The 19714-nt window shown below is 43.3% G+C and carries 15 protein-coding genes and 1 tRNA gene; 8 read left to right on the top strand and 8 right to left on the bottom strand.

Features of this window, described 5'->3' with window-relative positions:
- Positions 1-48: 48 nt before the first annotated feature.
- Entirely contained in the window at positions 49-2943 is a 2895-nt protein-coding gene (locus tag PQ461_RS00265; protein ID WP_274207608.1) for a DEAD/DEAH box helicase, read from the bottom strand.
- A 319-nt stretch (positions 2944-3262) separates the two neighbouring features.
- On the opposite strand from PQ461_RS00265, the gene PQ461_RS00260 reads away from it, so the two are divergent.
- The gene (locus PQ461_RS00260) at positions 3263-5143 is read left to right on the top strand and encodes an alpha-amylase family glycosyl hydrolase (RefSeq protein WP_274207607.1); all 1881 of its coding nucleotides are present in this window, start codon (positions 3263-3265) and stop codon (positions 5141-5143) included.
- A gap of 35 nt (positions 5144-5178) precedes the next feature.
- Here PQ461_RS00260 and PQ461_RS00255 read toward each other — a convergent pair whose 3' ends face one another.
- Complete coding sequence (locus PQ461_RS00255; protein WP_274207606.1) at positions 5179-7143, bottom strand: T9SS type B sorting domain-containing protein; 1965 nt, start codon at positions 7141-7143, stop codon at positions 5179-5181.
- Between the two features lie 59 nt (positions 7144-7202).
- On the bottom strand, positions 7203-7988 hold the full coding sequence (gene dapF / locus PQ461_RS00250) for a diaminopimelate epimerase (RefSeq protein WP_274207605.1): 786 nt from the start codon (positions 7986-7988) through the stop codon (positions 7203-7205).
- A 190-nt stretch (positions 7989-8178) separates the two neighbouring features.
- Between dapF and PQ461_RS00245 the strand changes: the two genes are divergently transcribed.
- Both PQ461_RS00245 and pdeM read left to right on the top strand, forming a co-directional pair.
- The gene (locus tag PQ461_RS00245) at positions 8179-9717 is read left to right on the top strand and encodes a Do family serine endopeptidase (RefSeq protein ID WP_274207604.1); all 1539 of its coding nucleotides are present in this window, start codon (positions 8179-8181) and stop codon (positions 9715-9717) included.
- 364 nt (positions 9718-10081) lie between these two features.
- The gene (gene pdeM / locus PQ461_RS00240; RefSeq protein ID WP_274207603.1) at positions 10082-10744 is read left to right on the top strand and encodes a ligase-associated DNA damage response endonuclease PdeM; all 663 of its coding nucleotides are present in this window, start codon (positions 10082-10084) and stop codon (positions 10742-10744) included.
- A gap of 5 nt (positions 10745-10749) precedes the next feature.
- Here the strand turns inward: pdeM and flxY are convergent, their stop codons facing one another.
- Both flxY and acpS read right to left on the bottom strand, forming a co-directional pair.
- Positions 10750-12027, bottom strand: a complete 1278-nt coding sequence (gene flxY / locus PQ461_RS00235) for a flexirubin biosynthesis putative acyl-CoA ligase FlxY (protein WP_274207602.1) — start codon at positions 12025-12027, stop codon at positions 10750-10752.
- Entirely contained in the window at positions 12024-12389 is a 366-nt protein-coding gene (gene acpS / locus PQ461_RS00230; RefSeq protein ID WP_274207601.1) for a holo-ACP synthase, read from the bottom strand. The genes flxY and acpS overlap by 4 nt, the downstream gene beginning before the upstream one ends.
- A 108-nt stretch (positions 12390-12497) precedes the next feature.
- Here acpS and PQ461_RS00225 point away from each other — a divergent pair, with 108 nt between their 5' ends.
- From PQ461_RS00225 to PQ461_RS00210, 4 genes are all read left to right on the top strand, one after another.
- Positions 12498-13412 (top strand): alpha/beta hydrolase, encoded by a 915-nt coding sequence (locus PQ461_RS00225; RefSeq protein WP_274207600.1) that lies wholly within the window; start codon positions 12498-12500, stop codon positions 13410-13412.
- Positions 13413-13486: 74 nt separating this feature from the next.
- Entirely contained in the window at positions 13487-13744 is a 258-nt protein-coding gene (locus PQ461_RS00220) for a hypothetical protein (protein ID WP_274207599.1), read from the top strand.
- Positions 13745-13861: 117 nt separating this feature from the next.
- Positions 13862-14749 carry a hypothetical protein gene (locus PQ461_RS00215; protein WP_274207598.1) on the top strand — a complete coding sequence of 296 codons (888 nt, stop codon included), beginning with the start codon at positions 13862-13864 and terminating at the stop codon, positions 14747-14749.
- A gap of 98 nt (positions 14750-14847) precedes the next feature.
- Positions 14848-17079: a Tex family protein gene (locus PQ461_RS00210; protein WP_274207597.1), complete on the top strand. Its 2232-nt coding sequence runs from the start codon at positions 14848-14850 to the stop codon at positions 17077-17079.
- Between the two features lies 1 nt (position 17080).
- Here the strand turns inward: PQ461_RS00210 and PQ461_RS00205 are convergent, their stop codons facing one another.
- Positions 17081-17557 (bottom strand): Lrp/AsnC ligand binding domain-containing protein, encoded by a 477-nt coding sequence (locus PQ461_RS00205; RefSeq protein WP_274207596.1) that lies wholly within the window; start codon positions 17555-17557, stop codon positions 17081-17083.
- 151 nt (positions 17558-17708) lie between these two features.
- Here PQ461_RS00205 and PQ461_RS00200 point away from each other — a divergent pair.
- Positions 17709-17820 (top strand) — tRNA-Asp (locus PQ461_RS00200).
- Positions 17821-17930: 110 nt separating this feature from the next.
- On the opposite strand, the gene PQ461_RS00195 is transcribed toward PQ461_RS00200, so the two are convergent.
- Together PQ461_RS00195 and PQ461_RS00190 are read right to left on the bottom strand one after the other, a co-directional pair.
- Positions 17931-18347, bottom strand: coding sequence for a hypothetical protein (locus tag PQ461_RS00195; RefSeq protein ID WP_274207595.1), 417 nt, complete (start codon positions 18345-18347; stop codon positions 17931-17933).
- A gap of 4 nt (positions 18348-18351) precedes the next feature.
- A complete protein-coding gene (locus PQ461_RS00190; protein ID WP_274207594.1) occupies positions 18352-19677 on the bottom strand; it encodes a D-alanyl-D-alanine carboxypeptidase in 1326 nt (441 codons plus the stop codon).
- Between the last annotated feature and the right edge of the window lie 37 nt (positions 19678-19714).

The raw sequence follows: 19714 nt of genomic DNA, 5'->3' as shown, positions 1-19714 counted from the left end.
GCAGCGTTGTTTCCACTGCATGCATAAATATATTAAAGGTTGGTTGATCTATCTTAAAATCTCTTTAATATCATCGGCAGTAAGCGTTTTAATAAAGCTTTCTTCGGTGGTGATCAATGCACGGGCTACGCTTAGTTTGCGCTGCTGCAGGGCAAGTATTTTTTCCTCAACAGTATCTTTAGTGATGAATTTATAGATAAAGATATTTTTAGTTTGCCCGATGCGGTGCGTACGGTCAATGGCCTGCTGTTCAATGGCCGGGTTCCACCATGGGTCGAGGATAAACACATAATCGGCACGGGTAAGATTAAGCCCTACGCCACCTGCTTTGATAGAAATCAGGAACACGCAGGTTTTCTCTTCTTCCTGGAAACGCCTTACCACTTCTCCACGGTTCTGTGTGCCGCCGTCAAGATAAGCATAGCTTATGCCCGCTTTATCCAAATAATCGCGGTATAGCGCCAGTTGCTTTACAAACTGCGAAAACACCAGTACCTTGTGCCCTGCATCCAACACACTCATCAGGGTGTGCGTAACACTCTCGAACTTGCCTGAATCACCTTCGTAGTCTTCATCAATCATAGACGGGTGGTTAGCAATCTGGCGTAGCTTGGTAAGCCCCTGCAATACCTGGATCTGGCTTTGTGCAAAGCTGCCGTCTTCCAGGCTTTGCAATAATTCGTTACGGTATTCTGATTTTACCTTTTCATAAACTTCGGCCTGCTCGTCGCTCATTTGGCAGTAGAACACGTTTTCCGTTTTCGCAGGAAGCTCTGTTGCCACCTGCTCTTTGGTACGGCGCAATACAAAAGGCTTGATCATGGCCTGCAGCTTGCGGGCTTTCTCCTCGTCCTTCTTCTTTTCTATAGGTGTTACAAACTCATTTAAAAAATACTGCTGGCTGCCTAATAAGCCAGGATTAATGAACGACATCTGTGTCCAAAGATCGTTCACAGAGTTTTCAACCGGGGTACCACTTAATATCAGTTTATGTCGTGACTTAAGTTGCTTAACCGCCTGGTACGATTTGGATGACGGATTTTTAATGTTCTGGCTCTCATCCAGTATCACATACTCAAAAAAGAAAGATTTAAGCAAGTCGATATCTATACGGCTAACGCCATAAGTCGTCACCACCACATCGTAATTGCTAAAAACCTCTGGTGTTTTGTAACGCAAAATACCGGTATGCACCATCATGCGCAGCTGTGGCGTAAACTTTTGCGCCTCATTCATCCAGTTGTAAATGAGCGACGTTGGCATAATCAGCAAAGAGGTTGCCGGTGCACCGGCTGTAAGGCTTTCTTCCTTACTTTTTTGCAGCAGGGCAAGCGTTTGTATGGTTTTACCCAAACCCATATCATCAGCAAGGCAGCCGCCAAAGTGATATTTCTTCAGAAAATGAAACCAGTTATAGCCCGCCTTTTGGTAACTGCGCAGATGCCCGTTAAAGTTTTCGGGCATGGAAATATCTTCCAGTTCTTCAAAGTCAGTCAGGCGCTCCAGCTTGCGTGTCATAGTAACGCTGGCCAATTCGCCTTCGGCTAAATCAGTCAGCAAACCAATATGATGTTTTTTAAGTTTCAGGTCGTTGCTGCCATCTGTAAAATGCAGCAGGTTGCCATATTGCGAAAACCACTTTTCAGGTATCACGGCAATCTCGCCCGATGGCAAAACAAACTCTTTCTTTTTATTAAGAATATGGTTACGCAGCTCTATGAAAGGGATCTGGTACGGACCGAAATAAACCACGGCATAAATATCAAACCAGTCGTTCTTCTCGCTTACCTGCAGGTCTATTTTGCTGCTACCAAACAGGTAACGCTTGTTACCCTCGGGCTGCTCAATTTCAAAGTTGTTTTCAATAAGCTGATCATGGTGCTGGTTAAGCCATTCCAAAACCGACAGCGAGCGGTCGCCATCTTCTTCTGTATCTGCAACTTCCAGATTTTGAAAAAGCGATGAAGTAGTTTTTAAACCCAGGTTTTCCAGCACCTGTAGCTTACCTTTTTCCCAGCTTACCGAACGCTTAATACGATGAAACAGGTAATCATCGCCATGATGCTCGATACGTACAGATATCGTACGCCCGTCGCCATAAGGAAACACATAGCCTGCATATTTAAAAAACAATTGCAGCTGCGAGGTTCCCCCGTCAACTATTACAGGTTTCAATACCGGCACCGCATCATACTTTTCGGTGTTAATGATAAAACCCTCAGCATGTACATGATGCTTCTCAATAAGCGGCGCAACAAAACGCTCCATATAAGTATGCTCAGCCGAGCGCGGTATGGCAATGAACCGTTTGTTTAAAAAGGGTACCAGCTTTTTGCCTTCAATATCTTTATCAAAGTAGTACAGCGTTTCATCCAGCAACATCCAGGCCGGGTGGTTGCAGATGATCTCCGCATTTTTAAACATAAACTCGATCTTCATCCCCTGGTATTTAATGGTAGGGTAGTACCTGATCTCGGTTTCGTTACGTTTAAAATGAAAAAGTATGGTGGCTGGCTCTTCGGCAATGTGCAACCGCCGTTCGGCCGGATAACCCTCTTTACTCATCAGGTAGATCTGCTTGTCGCGAAGGCTATTAAAGGCCTCGGCCATTTTCTTTTCAATCTTAGGCCTGATTACTTCGTAAAGCTGCTCGTTGAATATCTTGCTAAAAAACTCGTAAGGGCGTATCGGTTTTTTGTAGTATTTTTTGATGATGTTGCCTTGCTCAATATCCTCCAGCAGCTTTATCAGCTTTAAATCGCTTTCATGTAAGCAATTAATAAACTCTGTCGCCGTATTAGAGAAAAGGCGCTGGTAAGTAAGTGAAAACTCGCCGTTGGGGTTAAGCTGAACAATATGCGGCTCTATGACGTACCCCAGATATTCGTGCCGTGCAATGGCATAAATCAACTGGCATGGTTTGGTACTGTCAACTCGCAACATAAATTTGGTCAAAAATTTATCGAAGCTACAACAGGAAAAAATCCAAACGTAAACAGAATTTAGATTAAGTAAAAGAGTTAAGTGTTAATTTTTTTTAACAGTGCACAAAAAGATAGATTTTAAACAACAGGCTGTCTGTTGAGCAGGCCATAAGCTTGTTTACTACTATTTTTTATCCTAACCACACTTAGCAGTCAATCAGAATCAGCATCAATAGCTTACTTAAAAAAAACGCAAATTTCACAGGCTAAATTTATTTGCATTGTAAAGTATTTTAACCCTACATTTACTGCTAACCAATTATAATCAATTACCCATCATGAGGAATATTTACTTATTACTTCTCGTGCTGCTTGTGTTTGGCGGAACGGGATGTAAGAAAAAATCAATTTCTGACGATCTTTCCGGGAACGTTCCCGGAACAGACGTGCCTGCAAGCGCTGTCGACGGTACTACCTTTATCAACAGCGGCAAGTCGGTGATATTTAATCTTTATGCCCCTGAAAAAACATCGGTATCCGTTATAGGTGACTTTAACAACTGGCAGCCAACCGCCATGAACAAATCAACCGATGGCAAACGCTGGTGGGTACAGGTAGACAATATTGACCCTAACAAAGAATACGCTTATCAGTATCTGGTAGACAACGCCCTTAAAGTGGCCGACCCTTACTGTCAAAAGGTATTAGACCCGGATAACGATAAATATATCACTTCAGATGTTTACCCTAACCTGATGGCCTACCCAACAGGGAAAACAACCGGCATTGTAAGTGTAATGCAGGGCAACCAGCCAGCCTATAGCTGGAAAAACACCACGTTTAACAAGCCTGATAAAAATAAGCTGGTAATCTATGAACTGCATGTAAGGGATTTTATAGCCGCGCATAATTACCAAACGCTGAAAGACACGCTGAGCTACCTTAAAAATCTCGGCGTTAATGCCATCGAATTAATGCCGATCAACGAGTTTGAGGGCAACCTGTCATGGGGGTATAACCCTAACTTTTACTTTGCACCTGATAAATACTATGGTACAAAGAATGCCTTGAAAGCATTTATTGACGAGTGCCATACTAACGGCATTGCCGTAATACAGGACATGGTATTAAACCACTCCTTCGGCTCATCGCCAATGGTACAGCTTTATTGGAACGCCGCAGCACAAAAACCTGCCGCTAACAGCCCGTGGTTTAATGTCAACCCAACGCATCCTTATAACGTGGGTTATGATTTTAACCATGAAAGTGATGCCACCAAATACTTTGTTAAAAATGTGTTGAAGTTCTGGATGCAGGAATACAAAATTGACGGTTTCCGCTTTGACCTCTCTAAAGGCTTTACGCAAAAGGTTTCTACAGACGATGCCTCTTTTTCTGCTTATGATGCCAGCCGCATAGCCATCTGGAAAGACTATAACAATTTCATCAAAGGAATTGATCCTAATTTTTATGTGATCCTGGAGCATTTTGCCGTTGATCAGGAAGAGCAGGAACTTGCTGCACAGGGCATGATGCTATGGAACAATATGAACTACAACGCCAACGAAGCAACTATGGGTTGGATAGGCACTTCAAACTTTTCGCGACTGCTGTTTAACCAGCATGGTTTTAGTACACCGTCAAGCTCAGTAAGTTATTTTGAAAGCCATGATGAAGAACGATTACAGTTCAAAAACGAAAACTATGGCAATGCCGCAGGCAGCTACAGCGTTAAAGACCTGGCAACCGGATTAAAACGAAATGAAATGGCAGCAGCCTTTATGCTTGCTGCACCCGGCCCTAAAATGATATGGCAATTTGGCGAGGTGGGATATGATGTTAGTATTAATGTACCCGGCCGCACCGACCCTAAGCCTATCCACTGGGAATATATGAATGATGCAAACCGCCATCATTTATATGCAACTTATGCAAAGCTGATCCGCTGGAAAATCAAGAACGATGTGTTTAATACCACCAGCGTAAAGTTTGATTTTAGCACCGGCTTTAAATATATCCAGCTGACATCATCAAGCAATAATGTTGAAGTGGTGGGTAATTTTGATGTGGTTTCACAAACCAGCGGCGTTAGTTTTCCGTCTACCGGTACCTGGTATGATAATATCACAGGCAGCAGTATAAATGTTACCTCGTTACCCTATAACATGACACTGGCCCCCGGCGAATATCATGTTTACAGCTCCAATCAGCTGCAATAACAACATCAGGCCCCCGGTTAACCGGGGGCTTTTCTTTATCTTACCAACAGAACCCACCCGCTTTTTTTAGGCACTTCGGGGTCGCCCAAATCAAAAACATAGTAGTAAGTCCCGGCAGGTAATAATGCCGAGTTGTAGGTGCCGTTCCATGGCACGCTATAACCCCTGCTTTCAAATACTTTTTGCCCATAGCGGCTGTAAACACTTATCAACGCTTGGGGATATGTGCTTAGATTTTTAATCTGCCAGAGGTCATTGATACCATCGCCATTGGGCGAAAACGCATTGGGTATATCCAATTTTTTAAATACCCGTACAAACACCTGGTCGTCGCTTTCGCCACATAATGATGAGACCACATGAAGCGTGTATGTAATATCGCTGGTTGCGCTGGTTTGTGGTGTAAGTGAAGACGGATCATCTAAAAAGTCAGTTGGTGTCCAATAATAACTTACCTGGTCTCCCTGCGCACTGCCGCTAATTGTAGCAGTAGAACCTTCGAACATTTTAATATCCGTCCCGGCATCTGCTTTGGGCAACTTAAGCACATTCACGTTAACGGTTGTTGTTAATTTAGTATCCGGACAACCATCATTGTAAACGGTTAGTGTGTATGAGGTAGTAACAGCAGGGGATGCTACCGGATTGGCAATATCATCATGATCAAGACCGGTTGAGGGAACCCATTTATAATGATTCACATTTTGAGCCTGAGCATTTAGCTGGACTGAACTCCCCTGGCAAATCGTTTGATCTGATAAAGAAGCCAACACCGGCTGATCATAAACTGTTACTGTAGTGCTAAAAAAAGCCGGACAGCCGTTTTTAGTTACCATTACCTTATAAACACCCGCATTATTATGTGTCGCATTAGTTGTTACTGTAGGGTTGGGTCCAGCAGGTAAGGAATTTCCTTGTGGATCTGTCCATTGGTAAGTGTCGCCATCCGTAGCATTTAATTGCAATGCATTACCTGTACATACCGCTGTATTTGCCTGCACTGCGTTTTGAGATGGACCGTAAACATTAATAATTAATGAGTCAGAATATATCCAGCAGCTTTCTGAGCCAACCTGCGCTGCATTGATTACCCCCATGCGATACTGATAAACCCCTACTGCTGCATTCGGTACATTTATTTTAGCTTCATTGCTTGTTTGACCAGCAACATCACTCCAATCGGCATCTCCCGGTGCCTTTTGCTGCCACCTGTAAACCGGGCCAACATAGCCCGTTTGCGCACCATGTAAAGTATAAATAAGGTCCTGGCCCTTACACCTGTTCTGATTAGCATTATCCGTTGCAGAAGCAAAACCTGTTTGTATCAGGGGGCCGCATGGGCTAAACGTAATATCATCCAGCGCAAGGTCATTGCCATTTCCACCAGCAGCGTTATTGGTCATTTTAATAATTACATCAGAACCATCTGCCGGCGATTGAAACATGACGCTATACGGATTCCATGTTGGCAAATCTTCCGAAGGAATAGAGCCTGTATTTACCGATGCCAGTATGGTGCCGTCTGTTTTTTCTATTGATAAAGTGATATTAGGCTCAATAGCGCCGTTTGAAAATGTCTTAGAAAGAATATTCATAATGTACGCCTTAAATTCGTACATGGTGCTGGCACAAAGCAACCCTCCCGAAACCCGTTTAGTGTAAAATACGCTCGGCGCATACGAGGCATTGATCAGCATAAAGTACCCGTTAGCATCGCCGGTACGATCTGTTGCGGTAAACCAGGTACGGATACAGCTATTATCTATGCGGTTGGTAATGGTATAATAACTATCCTGTACATTGCAGTTTGAAGCAGTATAGTTCATGTTGGTAATAGCAGCCCCTAATGGCGCGCCCGGCCCTGCACCTGCACCAAAGGTCTCGTTCACTACAGGCTTGCCCAGGCTACCATTACATGTAGCCGGACCCTGGCCAAAACAGTGACACGCAGTAAACAGAATGATTAAAAGACTATAAAAGGATTTTAAAAGCGGCCTCATTGGTTAAGTGCATCAGCACCTAACAAACATACTGATATTCAGTTATTTTTCCACAAAGACTATAGCTCTATTTCCCCTTTAAAAACCTGCTTTGCCGGCCCTTCCAGAAAAATATCCGTATAGCTTTCGCCATCATAGTTAAAGCGAATATTCAGGTTACCGCCCAATACTTTTATAGGTGTACTGATTATACCCGTTTGATTATGATGTTTAGCCATTGCCAATGCTACAGCAGTAACACCTGTACCGCATGCATAAGTTTCGTCTTCCACACCACGCTCGAAGGTGCGCACAAAGTAGCCCTCGGTCATGGGCTCAACAAAGTTGATATTAATGCCCTCGGCTCTGTAAGTATCATTATTACGGATAGCCGAACCTTCGGTATATACATCTTTTTCAGCTAATCCGTTAGTTAGCTGTACATAATGCGGCGACCCTGTGTTTAATAAATAGGCATCAATATCACGGCTGACTTCGTTTACATCGATCATTTGCAAGCTAACCCAATCGCCTTCTTCTGAAATTTTGGCATAATGAGGCCCATCCACTGCCAAAAAGTTGGTCTCGGTATCAATTACCTGTAAATGCTTTGCAAAAGCTACGATACATCGGCCACCATTACCACACATGCTGCTTGGTTGCCCGTCGGCATTATAGTAGACCATCTTAAAATCATAGCCTTCTTCATTTTCCAGAAACATGGCTCCATCGCCGCCAACACCAAACCTGCGGTCGCAAATACGCTGTATCAACGCCGGATCATGATGGTTTATGGCATTATCGCGGTTATCGAACAAAACAAAATCATTACCCGCGCCTTGATATTTATAAAATTGCAATTTCACTTTTATAATCCTTTTTTGTTAACAAGTAAACGCACTGAAGGCAAAACTGATAAACAGTTGTTAGCTTAATAGCGCCACTTTAACATTTTTTAACAAAAATGCTAATAACTTATTATTGTTCATACCGTCTATATGGTATTAAATTTGAACCACCAGGTTCATTACAACTTAAAGAGGCAAAAAAATAGATATGAGAAAGATAGGTTTAACATTGTTAACAGCCATGGTTGGCGGCGCAATGGCTATCGGCGCTTATAAATTGTTAGAAACAAAAAGCGCAGACAGCATGACGTTTGAAGACCGTCAGAAAGTTTACTTCGCCAGCAACAAAACGGCTGCCATCACCTCATCGGCAGGTGATGTTGATTTTACACAAGCTGCTGCTGCAGTAACGCCGGCAGTGGTTTACATCCGTACTACTTACAGCGCACAGGCAAACAGCGGAAGAGATCAAATGGACGATCTGTTCGGCCAGATGTTTGGCCAGCGTTTACGCCCTCGCCAGCAAACGCCTCAAATGGCTTCTGGTTCGGGTGTAATTATTTCGCCAGACGGTTATATAGTTACCAACAACCACGTTGTTGAAAAAGCTGATAAAATTACGGTTACCACCAATGACCACCGCCGTTTTGAGGCTAAGGTAATTGGTACTGACCCAAATACAGACCTTGCCCTGATCAAGGTGAGCGCTACCAACTTGCCAATTGTTAAGTTAGGTAACTCTGATGATGTACGCGTAGGCGAATGGGTACTGGCCGTGGGTAATCCATTTAATCTTACATCAACTGTAACTGCCGGTATAGTAAGTGCAAAAGGCCGTAATATTGGTATCATCGGCAGCGAGAACGATGATGATGATAATAACAACCCTTTTGGCCCGGCACGCAATGCACCACCACGTGTTAACAAAGCGATTGAGTCTTTCATCCAGACCGATGCTGCCATTAACCCAGGTAACAGCGGTGGCGCATTAGTAAACACCAAAGGCGAGCTGATCGGTATTAACTCGGCCATTGCATCACACACCGGTTCATACGAAGGTTATGGCTTTGCCATTCCGATTAACCTTGCTAAAAAGGTGCTTGATGATATTGAGCGTTATGGCAGTGTAAAACGCGGTTACATTGGTGTGAACTTCGCTGAGTTGAACGAAGACAACGCATCACAGCTTGGCGTTAAAAACACTAACGGTTTGTATGTGAATGATGTGGTTCCGGGCGGTGGTGCACAAGCTGCAGGTATCCGCAAAGGCGACGTAATTACCAAAGTAGATGGTAACACAATTTATGAGTCATCAGATTTGCAAGAGCGTGTGGGCCGTTTAAAACCAGGCGATAACATCAAACTAACTGTTGACCGTAACGGCGAAACCAAACAGTTTAACGTTACACTTAAAGCAGATGCAGGCACACCACGTACAGCTGCGGTTTCAAAATCAGCAGAAGAGCTGTACAATAAATTAGGTGCAAGCTTCCAGCCGCTTACTCAGCAGCAAAAAGCCAAATATCATGTTAACAGCGGTGTACTTGTTACCCAGGTACGTAACGGTGGTTTATTTGACGATACCGAAATCCCGGTTGGTACAGTAATTACCAGCATCAACAGGGCACCTATTAACAGTGTTGCTGATATTGATAAAGCAATTACCAACATGCGTAATGGCATGGTAGTTATCTCGGGTATTTATCCGGATGGTACCAACTTTACCAATAGCTTCCAGGTACAATAATCTGATAGCTTTTAATATGACAAAAAGACCCGGCATTTAACCGGGTCTTTTTGTTTTAAACATTTTCCAATTTGTTAATACGCCACCTCATATTATTCACTTTCGCAACAAATTATTGCTTTTAATGTGTTTTTCTAAAAGAAATGGTAAAAATATTGACAAGTGTAACCTTTATTAAGTATCTTCGTTATAATAATGTATAACTAAAAATTACCACTATGAAGCAAATACCTTTAAAATATTTGATCTTCCAGTTTTTAACAGCAGCGGTATTGTTATTTATTGCATTTATCGTTAGGCGTTAATCTAAACGGTTCTTCAACTACAAAAGCTAAATTTAATAGCATTTTGTATATTTGTGTTGATGAAGATATGTGCCGGAGCCGAGCTTTCCCTGCTTGGACAAGATCTGTTGTTACTTCCTGAAAAGGCAATTTACTGGAAGCAGGAGAAAGCTTTGATTGCTGCTGACGTTCACCTGGGTAAGTCGGGGCATTTTCGCAAAGCAGGCATCGCTATTCCGCAAGGAATTGCACAGGAAGATTTGGCAGTGCTATCAGATCTTATTGCACAATACCAGCCTGAAAAGCTCATTTTTTTAGGTGACCTTTTCCACAGCGATAAAAATACCGACTGGGATTGGTTTGTCCTATGGCGCGAGCAATTTCCCAACTTAGAAATCATCCTGGTAATAGGGAACCATGATATTATTAAAGATCATCATTACCACCAACTGAACATCCAGACTCCGAAAGAATACCTGCTTGGTCCTTTTCTGATGCTGCATCATCCGCAAAGCCACGACAGTCTTGAAGCAGCAAACGGATATGTACTGTGCGGGCATATTCATCCGGGCGTACGTTTATCCGGAAAGGGCCGCCAAAGCATAACATTGCCCTGCTTTACCTTCGGTAAAAGGCAGGGGATATTACCCTCGTTCGGGAAATTTACCGGAAGGGTAGCTATTCGCCATCAGGATAACGACCAGGTTTTCGGCGTTTTGAACAACAAGGTTATTGCCGTGTGACCAAATCAGTTTCTTTTATCTACAAACTTCACTGCTTTACGTACTGTTTCCGGGAACTGCATTTTGTGTATAGCTTCCAATGAAAGGTATTTGATATGAGGGCTTACCCGTAAACGGGCTTGTAAATAAGCACGGATACGATGGTCGCACTCTACCGACTGTTCTGACGGTACAATGTATAGCAGCACCTCATCAAGCCCCACCTCGTTTGAATATACTTCAACAACATATTCTTTGATCTCTTCACGCTCGTTAAGGATATCAAATAAAGCAGGCGGGTATAAAGTTGTGCCTTTAAATTTGATCATTTGCTTTTTGCGTCCCAATATCGGCGACAATCGCCAGCTGTTTCTACCGCAGGCACAAGGCTCATCAAAGTACATGCATATATCGCCGGTTTTATAACGCAGCAATGGCATACCTTCAACACCAAGCGTTGTTATGGTAAGTTCTCCGGCGGTATATGGCCCAACTGGGTTTTCATCATCATCCAGTATTTCGGCAATCATGAGCTCGGGTTGGTAATGCCCTCCCCGGCCTTCGCTGCATTCTGTAAAAGCAGTTTGCATTTCAGTAGATGCATAGGTAGAATACAACTGAATATCCCAGGCATCTGTTATCTTTTTACCCAATACGTTAAGTGAAAAATCTGCATTACGCACATTTTCGCCAATACATATTGCCTTTTTAACTGATGATGCATTAACATCAATCCCATTATCTTTAGCGTACTGAATCAGCTTTAATATAAACGACGGTACAGCAACAATAGCCGTAGGCTTTAACCTGTTGATGGTTTCCCATTGTAATGACGGCACACCCGGCCCAAGGCGAATAATACCAGCACCCAATTTTCTTAGCCCTAAATAATAAGCCATACCTGCCATAAACTGTCGGTCGAGCGTGAGCATCAGTTGATAGATATCATCAGGAGTGGTTTCCGCACTTAGAAAAGAGTTATACTCGTTAAGTGCCAGCCGGTCAAGGTCTTTATCGGTAAGTGCTATACTAACCGGCCCACCCAGCGTACCAGATGTAGACGTATATTCGATCACCTGCTGCTGCGGAACACATAGAAAATCAGCATTGCGCTGCTGGAGATCTTCCTTGCTTGTGGTAGGTATTTTAGCCAGGTCGGCAAGGGTGTTAATGGCGCTTATATCAATCTGGTGCGAAGCAAACATTTCGCGGTAAAACGGCGAATGCACAGTAAGGTATTGTAATAATTCCTTTAGCTTTTGTTCCTGTAACAAGGTCATTTCGTCGGTTTGCTGCATCATCATTTTTCTATTATTACAGTGGCCGCAGCCATTGATTGTACATGTGTAAGCGATACTAATATGCGCACCGGGCCAACCGCTTCGGCACTTTGCCCCAACAGCCTGATCTCCGGCTTACCATTGGCATCGTTAAACACTTCTATTTCGTTAAAAGATGTACCGCTTTTCCAGCCGGTACCTAATGCTTTAAAAAAGGCTTCCTTAGCTGCAAAGCGGGCGGCATAGTGCTCGTATTTGTTGGCCATACGTTCGCAATACTGTATTTCATGGGCTGAGAACACCATTTCCCTGAAACCGTTTGCACGCAGTATGCTCTGCTCCATTCTGTCAACTTCTACAATATCTGTTCCTAAGCCGGTTATCATAATAAGCTATACGCTGAATGCCAAATTTAATAAAATTGCCAAATGCAGATGTTTTACAAACATCCGCCTTAAAGCTTTGTAACGTATATCTTTAACAAACAAAAGACTATGTACAAAAAAGCCATGCTGATCTGCGCCGTTATACTTAGCTCCCTTGCTTATGCAAATGCCCAACAACGTTACAAGGACATGGTTTTTGAGAATCTTGTGATAGATAAAGATCTTAACTATAACACAGATAGTACTAAGCACGAAACAGCCAACGACTTTGACCTTTTCAGGCCTGCGGGTGATCATGTTGCCTCCCGTCCGCTGATGATATGGATGCATGGCGGCGGTTTTAAATTTGGCTCAAAAGATGCCAAAGGCATACAGCTATGGTGCAGAACCTTTGCCCGCAGGGGATATGTATGTGCTGCCATCAATTATACTTTAAGTAAAGGCAACCCGATATTTAAATTCGGCACGTTGAAGAAAAGCGCTTATTATGCCGTACAGGACGCGAAAATGGCCGTTGCATACTTTCGTGCTAATGCCGCGAAATATGGCATTAACCCCGATAAAATTATTTTAGCCGGAAACTCGGCTGGGGGGATCATCGCTTTACAGGCAGCTTACAGCAACAATGCGGAATTAGCTAAAGAAGTAGCACTTGACGAAAGCCATGCAGCCACACAATCTACAGACAGGCTGAAGGTTACAGCAGTGATCAATTACTGGGGAGGCATATTTGATTTGACATGGTTAAAAAATGCAAAGGTGCCTATTGTTAATGTTTACGGCAGTAATGACGGTATTGTAAAGCCCGACGATAAAGACGGTGGCTTATACGGCCCCGCTGCTATACAGCGCCAGGCAGATGCCCTTAAAATTCCGAATGCCACAAAAGTTTTTGAGGGGTATTCGCATGAGCTGCAGAAACATTTCAACCCGTTTTTTCAAGGTGGGAAAGACACTGAAAACCGCTGGCTGCAAGCAGGGCAGTTTACAGCCGACTTCCTGTATAAGTATGTAAATGAATAATTTAAATTTTTATAAAACAAATAGCAAAGCCTGCTGTTGAGCATCTTAGGTAAACTGAAACTCTACATCTACTTATGAAATTCAGCAAAATATTTCTTGTAATATTTTTAATGGCTATCAGCTTCGAATTTGTTGAAGCAGAGCCTGCTGTTGAAACAGCAATTGTAGCCGGAGCATTTTTTCAAAGACTGCCACCGCCGCCGCCAAGGCCGCCGGGAGCACCAAGATTACGCCGTCCGCGCCGCCCATATGTTCGTCGCAGGGCTGTCCGTCATCGCCGTGGCATACATATCAAACTGCCACCTCCGCCACCGGCGCCTCCTCGTTTGTAAAGATTGTGATTTTATAATATGTGATTATGACGCAACCCAATGGGTTGCGTTTTTTGTTCATACCTATAGCATCTTAGTCAGATTAATGCTTATTTTAACTGGCCATTATAAACCTGAATGATTAACAAGCTTACCTGCCTTGTAGCATTGCTTATGCTAACATGCCTGCCTGTTTTTGCGCAGACCAGCAGTAAGCTTCATGCTGAATTTTATACGGGTTATGAGCAGGAAAACTTTCATTGGTCAATAGCCGGTAACAGCACAGGTACAAGTCCTAATATCTATTCGGAATTGAAATGGAAGGTAAGCGGTCTAAATACAGGGGCAGCGTTAAGCTGGAACTTTTGGAAAGGTTTTGAAGCATCTGCGCAATACAATATCACCGCTATTCAGGCGGGGCATGTTAATGATTCAGACTACCAGGACGATAATCGCAGCAACAATATTTACAATGAAACCTTTGCCGCAGATAAAGGCAGCATCCAAAATGCATCAGTACAATTAGGATACATCTTTAAAGTACGTAGGCTATCTGTTAAGCCATTTGGCGGATATACGCTCAATAATCAGAACCTTTACATCCTTGGCAATACAACTTCTGACTTATCCACACTTCATACCACCTATAAAACCACCTGGAAAGGCGCATTAGTGGGGATTACTGTCAATGCCCCTTTAACCAACAAAATAAGTTTAGAACCTACGCTTATTTATAACCAGGTAAATTATAATAGCCGTGCCGACTGGAACCAGATCTTGGATTTTGAACATCCGGTAAGTTTCAGGCAAAATGCTAATGGATTTGGCTTACAATCGAGACTGAAGATCAATTATCAGATCAGCTCTTTAGTGACTGTGTTTATATCGGGCAATTATCAGCACTGGGAAACAGGCAATGGTGTCGATCGACTTTTCCGGATCAATGGCGACAGGCCCGAAACTCAATTCAATGGCGCTGCGCGTAATACATGGGGCGTTAATACCGGCTTAAACATCCGCTTTTAGTCTTGCTGCTTGATGTGTTAATTTTTAAATTATCACCAAAAAACATTTTGACTTATGTGCAGATAGCTACAACTTTGCAGCCTTAATTTGATTTGTACATGGATCACTATATTAAAATTGCGCAAGAGCTGTCTATCTCCTCAAAACAGGTAAACACTACCGTTGGCCTGCTTGATGAGGGCGCTACCGTGCCATTTATTTCCCGTTACCGTAAAGAACTAACCGGCAGCCTTGACGAAGTGCAGGTGGCTGCCATTCGCGACCGCATACAGCAGCTGCGCGATATGGATAAACGCCGCGAAGCCATTATCAAATCCCTAACTGACTTGGGCAAGCTTACGCCCGAATTAGAGAAACAGCTTAACGAAGCGGATACAATGGTTGCGCTGGAAGACATTTACCTGCCTTATCGCCCTAAACGTAAAACCAGAGCAAGTGCAGCCCGCGAAAAAGGCCTGCAACCGTTGGCGGATATTATCCTGGCACAGGGCAAAGGTGACCCGGAAGAGGAAGCGCTCAATTTTATTGATGCCGAAAAAGGTGTGAATAACGTTGCCGAAGCTTTAGCGGGGGCAAGGGACATTATTGCAGAAACCATCAGCGAAAATGCTGACGTGCGTGCGACCATGCGAGAGTTGTTTATCAACAAAGGGACTATACAATCGCGTGTGGTAAGCGGCAAGGAAGAAGCCGGCATTAAATACAAAGACTACTTTGACTGGAGCGAACCTGTTTCAACAGCGCCATCGCACCGCGTATTAGCTATGCGCCGCGGCGAAAAAGAGGATATCTTATGGCTGGATATTCAACCGGAAGAAGATGATGCCATTGCATTGCTCGAAAAGCATTTTATAACGGCTAATAACCCAAACGCGTTGCAGGTTAAACTGGCTGTTGGCGATAGCTATAAACGCCTGCTTAAACCAAGCATGGAAACAGAGGTAAGGCTGATCACTAAAAAGAAAGCCGATGATGAGGCCATCCGAGTATTTGCCGAAAACGCACGTCAATTATTATTAGCTGCCCCACTTGGGCAAAAGCGCATGATTGCCATTGACCCGGGCTTCCGTACCGGCTGTAAGGTTGTTGCCCTAAACGAGCAGGGCAAGTTACTTGAGTATACCGCCATATTTCCGCATAGCGGGGCAGGTGGTTTAGCCGAAGCTGAAAAAACACTGCGCCATTTAGTTACCAAGTATCATACTGAAGCTATTGCCATTGGTAACGGCACAGCAGGCCGCGAAACAGAATTATTTGTGCGCAACCTTAATTTAGATGGCGTAACCATAGTAATGGTTAACGAAAGCGGCGCTTCTATTTACTCCGCTTCTGAAGCAGCACGCGATGAATTTCCAGACCAGGATGTAACTGTACGTGGCGCAGTATCTATTGGCCGCAGACTGATGGACCCACTGGCAGAACTGGTAAAAATTGACCCTAAATCAATTGGTGTTGGCCAGTACCAGCACGATGTTGATCAGAATAAATTACAAACGTCACTTGATGATACCGTGATCAGCTGCGTAAACGCAGTAGGAGTAGAGTTGAATACCGCGTCAAAACAAATATTAGCTTATGTATCGGGCCTTGGCCCGCAGCTGGCGCAAAACATTGTGGATTACCGTAATGCAAACGGTGCTTTTGTAAAACGCGACCAACTGAAGAAAGTGGCCCGTTTGGGTGATAAAGCATTTGAACAGGCGGCTGGCTTCCTGCGTATCCGCGGGGCAGAGAACCCGCTTGATGCCAGCGCTGTACATCCCGAGCGCTATGCTTTGGTGGAGCAAATGGCTAAAGACAATGGCTGCTCGGTTAAAGATTTAATGAGCGATAATAAACTGCGCGCAAGCATCCCGCTTAAGAAGTATATTACTGATACGGTTGGTTTGCCGACACTGAATGATATTATGGCCGAGCTGGCAAAACCAGGACTTGACCCACGCGAAAAATTTGAAGCATTTAGTTTCACCGAAGGTGTCAATACCATGAATGACCTAAAAGTGGGCATGAAACTGCCCGGCATTGTAACCAACATCACCAATTTTGGTGCGTTTGTAGATATCGGTGTTCACCAGGATGGACTGGTACATTTAAGCCAGATAGCCAACAGGTTTATAAAGGATGCCAACGAGGTGGTTAAGGTACATCAACAGGTAATGGTTACCGTAACCGAAGTTGATGTAAACCGCAAGCGCATCTCATTATCAATGAAAAATGCCGAACCCGGGGAGCGCACAAAAAAGCAAGGCGACACCCGGGCCAATATCAAAAAAGAGCCCGAAACAGATATGCAAAGCAAACTTGCTGCCCTGAAGAACAAGTTTAAGTAAATCAGTCGAGGCTGATTTGCCTTTTAATGCTTTCTTCTAATGAAATGAAGGTTTCGGTACGTTGTATGCCTGGTACACTTTGTATCTGCTCGTTTAACACTTCGCGCAGGTGGCTGGTATCATGGCATACAATTTTTGCAAAGATACTCCAGCTACCGGTAGTGTAGTACAGCTCTACTATTTCTTTAATTTCCTTTAAGCGCTTTACTGCCTCATTATACTGCGATCCCTTTTCAAGATATATACCCAAAAAGGCAGTAATATCAAATCCAAGCTTTTGGGGGTCTACCTCAAGGCTTGCTCCTTTAATCACGCCCATTTCCTCCAGTTTTTTCATTCTAACGTGGATGGTTCCGCCAGAAACAATCAACTCTTTGGCAATTTCTGTATAAGGCGTAGTGGCATTGTTCATCAATATTGATAAAATCTGAATATCGAGATTATCAATTTCTAAATTTTGTGCTTTTTTGTGGGGCATAAATTTTCAATTCATTATTTAATCACAAGTCTAATTAAAATTTGAATAAAAATAAAATTATTTTATTGAAATATTTGCAAGAAATTGATTGGGCTATTAAATTTGTATTAAGCAAACCGGAAATATCGGTTGTTCTTTATAAGAAAAACATTGTTGGGTGGTGAAATTTTTGGCAGACACACCTCCTTGTCCCGGTGGCGGAGAATATGGGAAACCCGATGCGGGCTAACCACTCTGTGAAGGTTCGAGTCCTTCCCCAACAGCTCTTCTCATAATTTAGGTTTATAATTGGTTAGTAAAAGTCCCCTGCCCATCAGGGGCTTTACTGTTTCTAAGGGGTTCGTTTTACTATCTTAAATTAGCAAATCATTATTTACTGATCAATATCAACCTGGTCTGGTCCGCTTATCTTACTTACATGGCATGCACAACGGCCGCCCCCAATCTTATAGTCCTGCTTAACTACACGTCCATCATTCCTTGTAATCTGTAACTGCAATGCGGTGCCCTGCTCTGTAAAGTCGTGCCGGTGCCCATCATCGGCTACTACAACAGTTCCCGGATTATCTTTTCCCGGCCATCCATTACTTTTCACTTCTTTACCTGTGTTCAGGTTAATTACCTTGTAAGTTTTAAAGTTAATCTCGCTGCTTTTTGTAGCAATTACTTTAACCGGTATCATAATAAATTCTTCGGTACAAACTACGCTACCGCATTTGGTTTTGGTTTCCTGTTGCGATGCGCAGGCCGAAAGCATGAATAGCCCGCAGGCAAAGGCAAGTATTTTCATAGGTTTAAAAATTATCATGGATGTAGGTAATTATCCTCACCATCTCATTCCTTATTACAGACGTTGGTTCGGTAAAGTTATTATTCATAAAACTGAAGCACAATCTGCGCCCCTGTTTAGTAACCATATACCCGCTTTGGTTATAATTGTTTGATAACGATCCGGTTTTAGCCCATACAAACGGCTGGCCGTTATCAGTAGCATAGGCATGCTTTATCGTACCGCTTACGCCCCCTTCGGGCAGCAGGCTATGCAAAAACTGCTCATCTTTAAATTCCGCTGATATTTTGTTCAGCAAAGTGATCATATCCCTCGGTGTAAAAAGATTTAAGCGGCTAAGGCCTGATCCGTCTGCCCATTGCGGTTTATCGGGGAGGTCATTCAGCAAACTGTCCACAGCGTATTTTCGCACAGAGTCTGAATTAAGATAGCCAAACTTTACCGACGAGCAGGCTAAAAGTAATTGCTCTGCTATGAAATTATCGCTGGGTTGCAGCATATGGCGGTAAACGGTGTCTGCATTAGCATTGTAGATCAGCTGCGAATTGGCAGGGATATGCTTATGCAATAATACTACTTGCTTTTTCAGGGTGTCGCTAAGCAATTTTACCGTAAGCGTATCACTGATTTGCCAGGGCACGTATTGTTTAAAGCCTGCAGTTACAGCCATTGCCGGTGCAGTTAACCGATTACTGATATAACTCCGCTGAATGCTGAACTTGTCAGGCGTATAAGCACTATCTGTGTTTATACATTGTTTAAAATATGCAGGCTTTGTAGCTAAGTGGTTGTTAGCATCAGCATAAACTTCAATCAGGTTACCATATAAAGGAAAATCATTGATCTCAGCCTGGTAGTAATCATTATAATCATCCCAGGCCCAGCCGCTGCCAAACGGTTTGTTCTGATAAGTCCCGCTGCAGTAGAAAAGCTTTTTATCCGATTGCTTTAAAAAATTAAAGCCATTGTTGCCTATCAGGTCAGGGTGCAGAAAAGACGGATCTCCAGTTCCCCAGAACAATAATGAATCGCCATGAATTTGATACTTCAATGCCGGTATAGAATCGCCCAGTATTTTGAGGCTGGTGTAAAAGGTAAAAAGCTTTGTGTTTGATGCTGGCGTAAAGTATTTATCGGCGTTAAGCAGCAACACCGTATCCTGCTTGTCCATATCGTAAAGCGCAAACCCGGTGAAATGCGATTGCATAATAGCCGACTCCTTAAACAGCTTCTTTATTTTCCTTTTCTTAATTCCATCACCATAAGCCACGCTTTTTACAGCGCCAAATGCCAACACGATAATTAAAACCTGTATTACTTTACGCAACATGTAATAGTTTGATTGATAGATATGTTTAGTTAAATTT

Origin of the sequence: Mucilaginibacter sp. KACC 22063, from assembly GCF_028736115.1 — a bacterium.
Lineage (GTDB): Bacteria > Bacteroidota > Bacteroidia > Sphingobacteriales > Sphingobacteriaceae > Mucilaginibacter.
The sequence above is the reverse complement of the archived record's forward strand: the minus strand, read 5'-3'. Positions and strand labels throughout refer to the sequence as shown.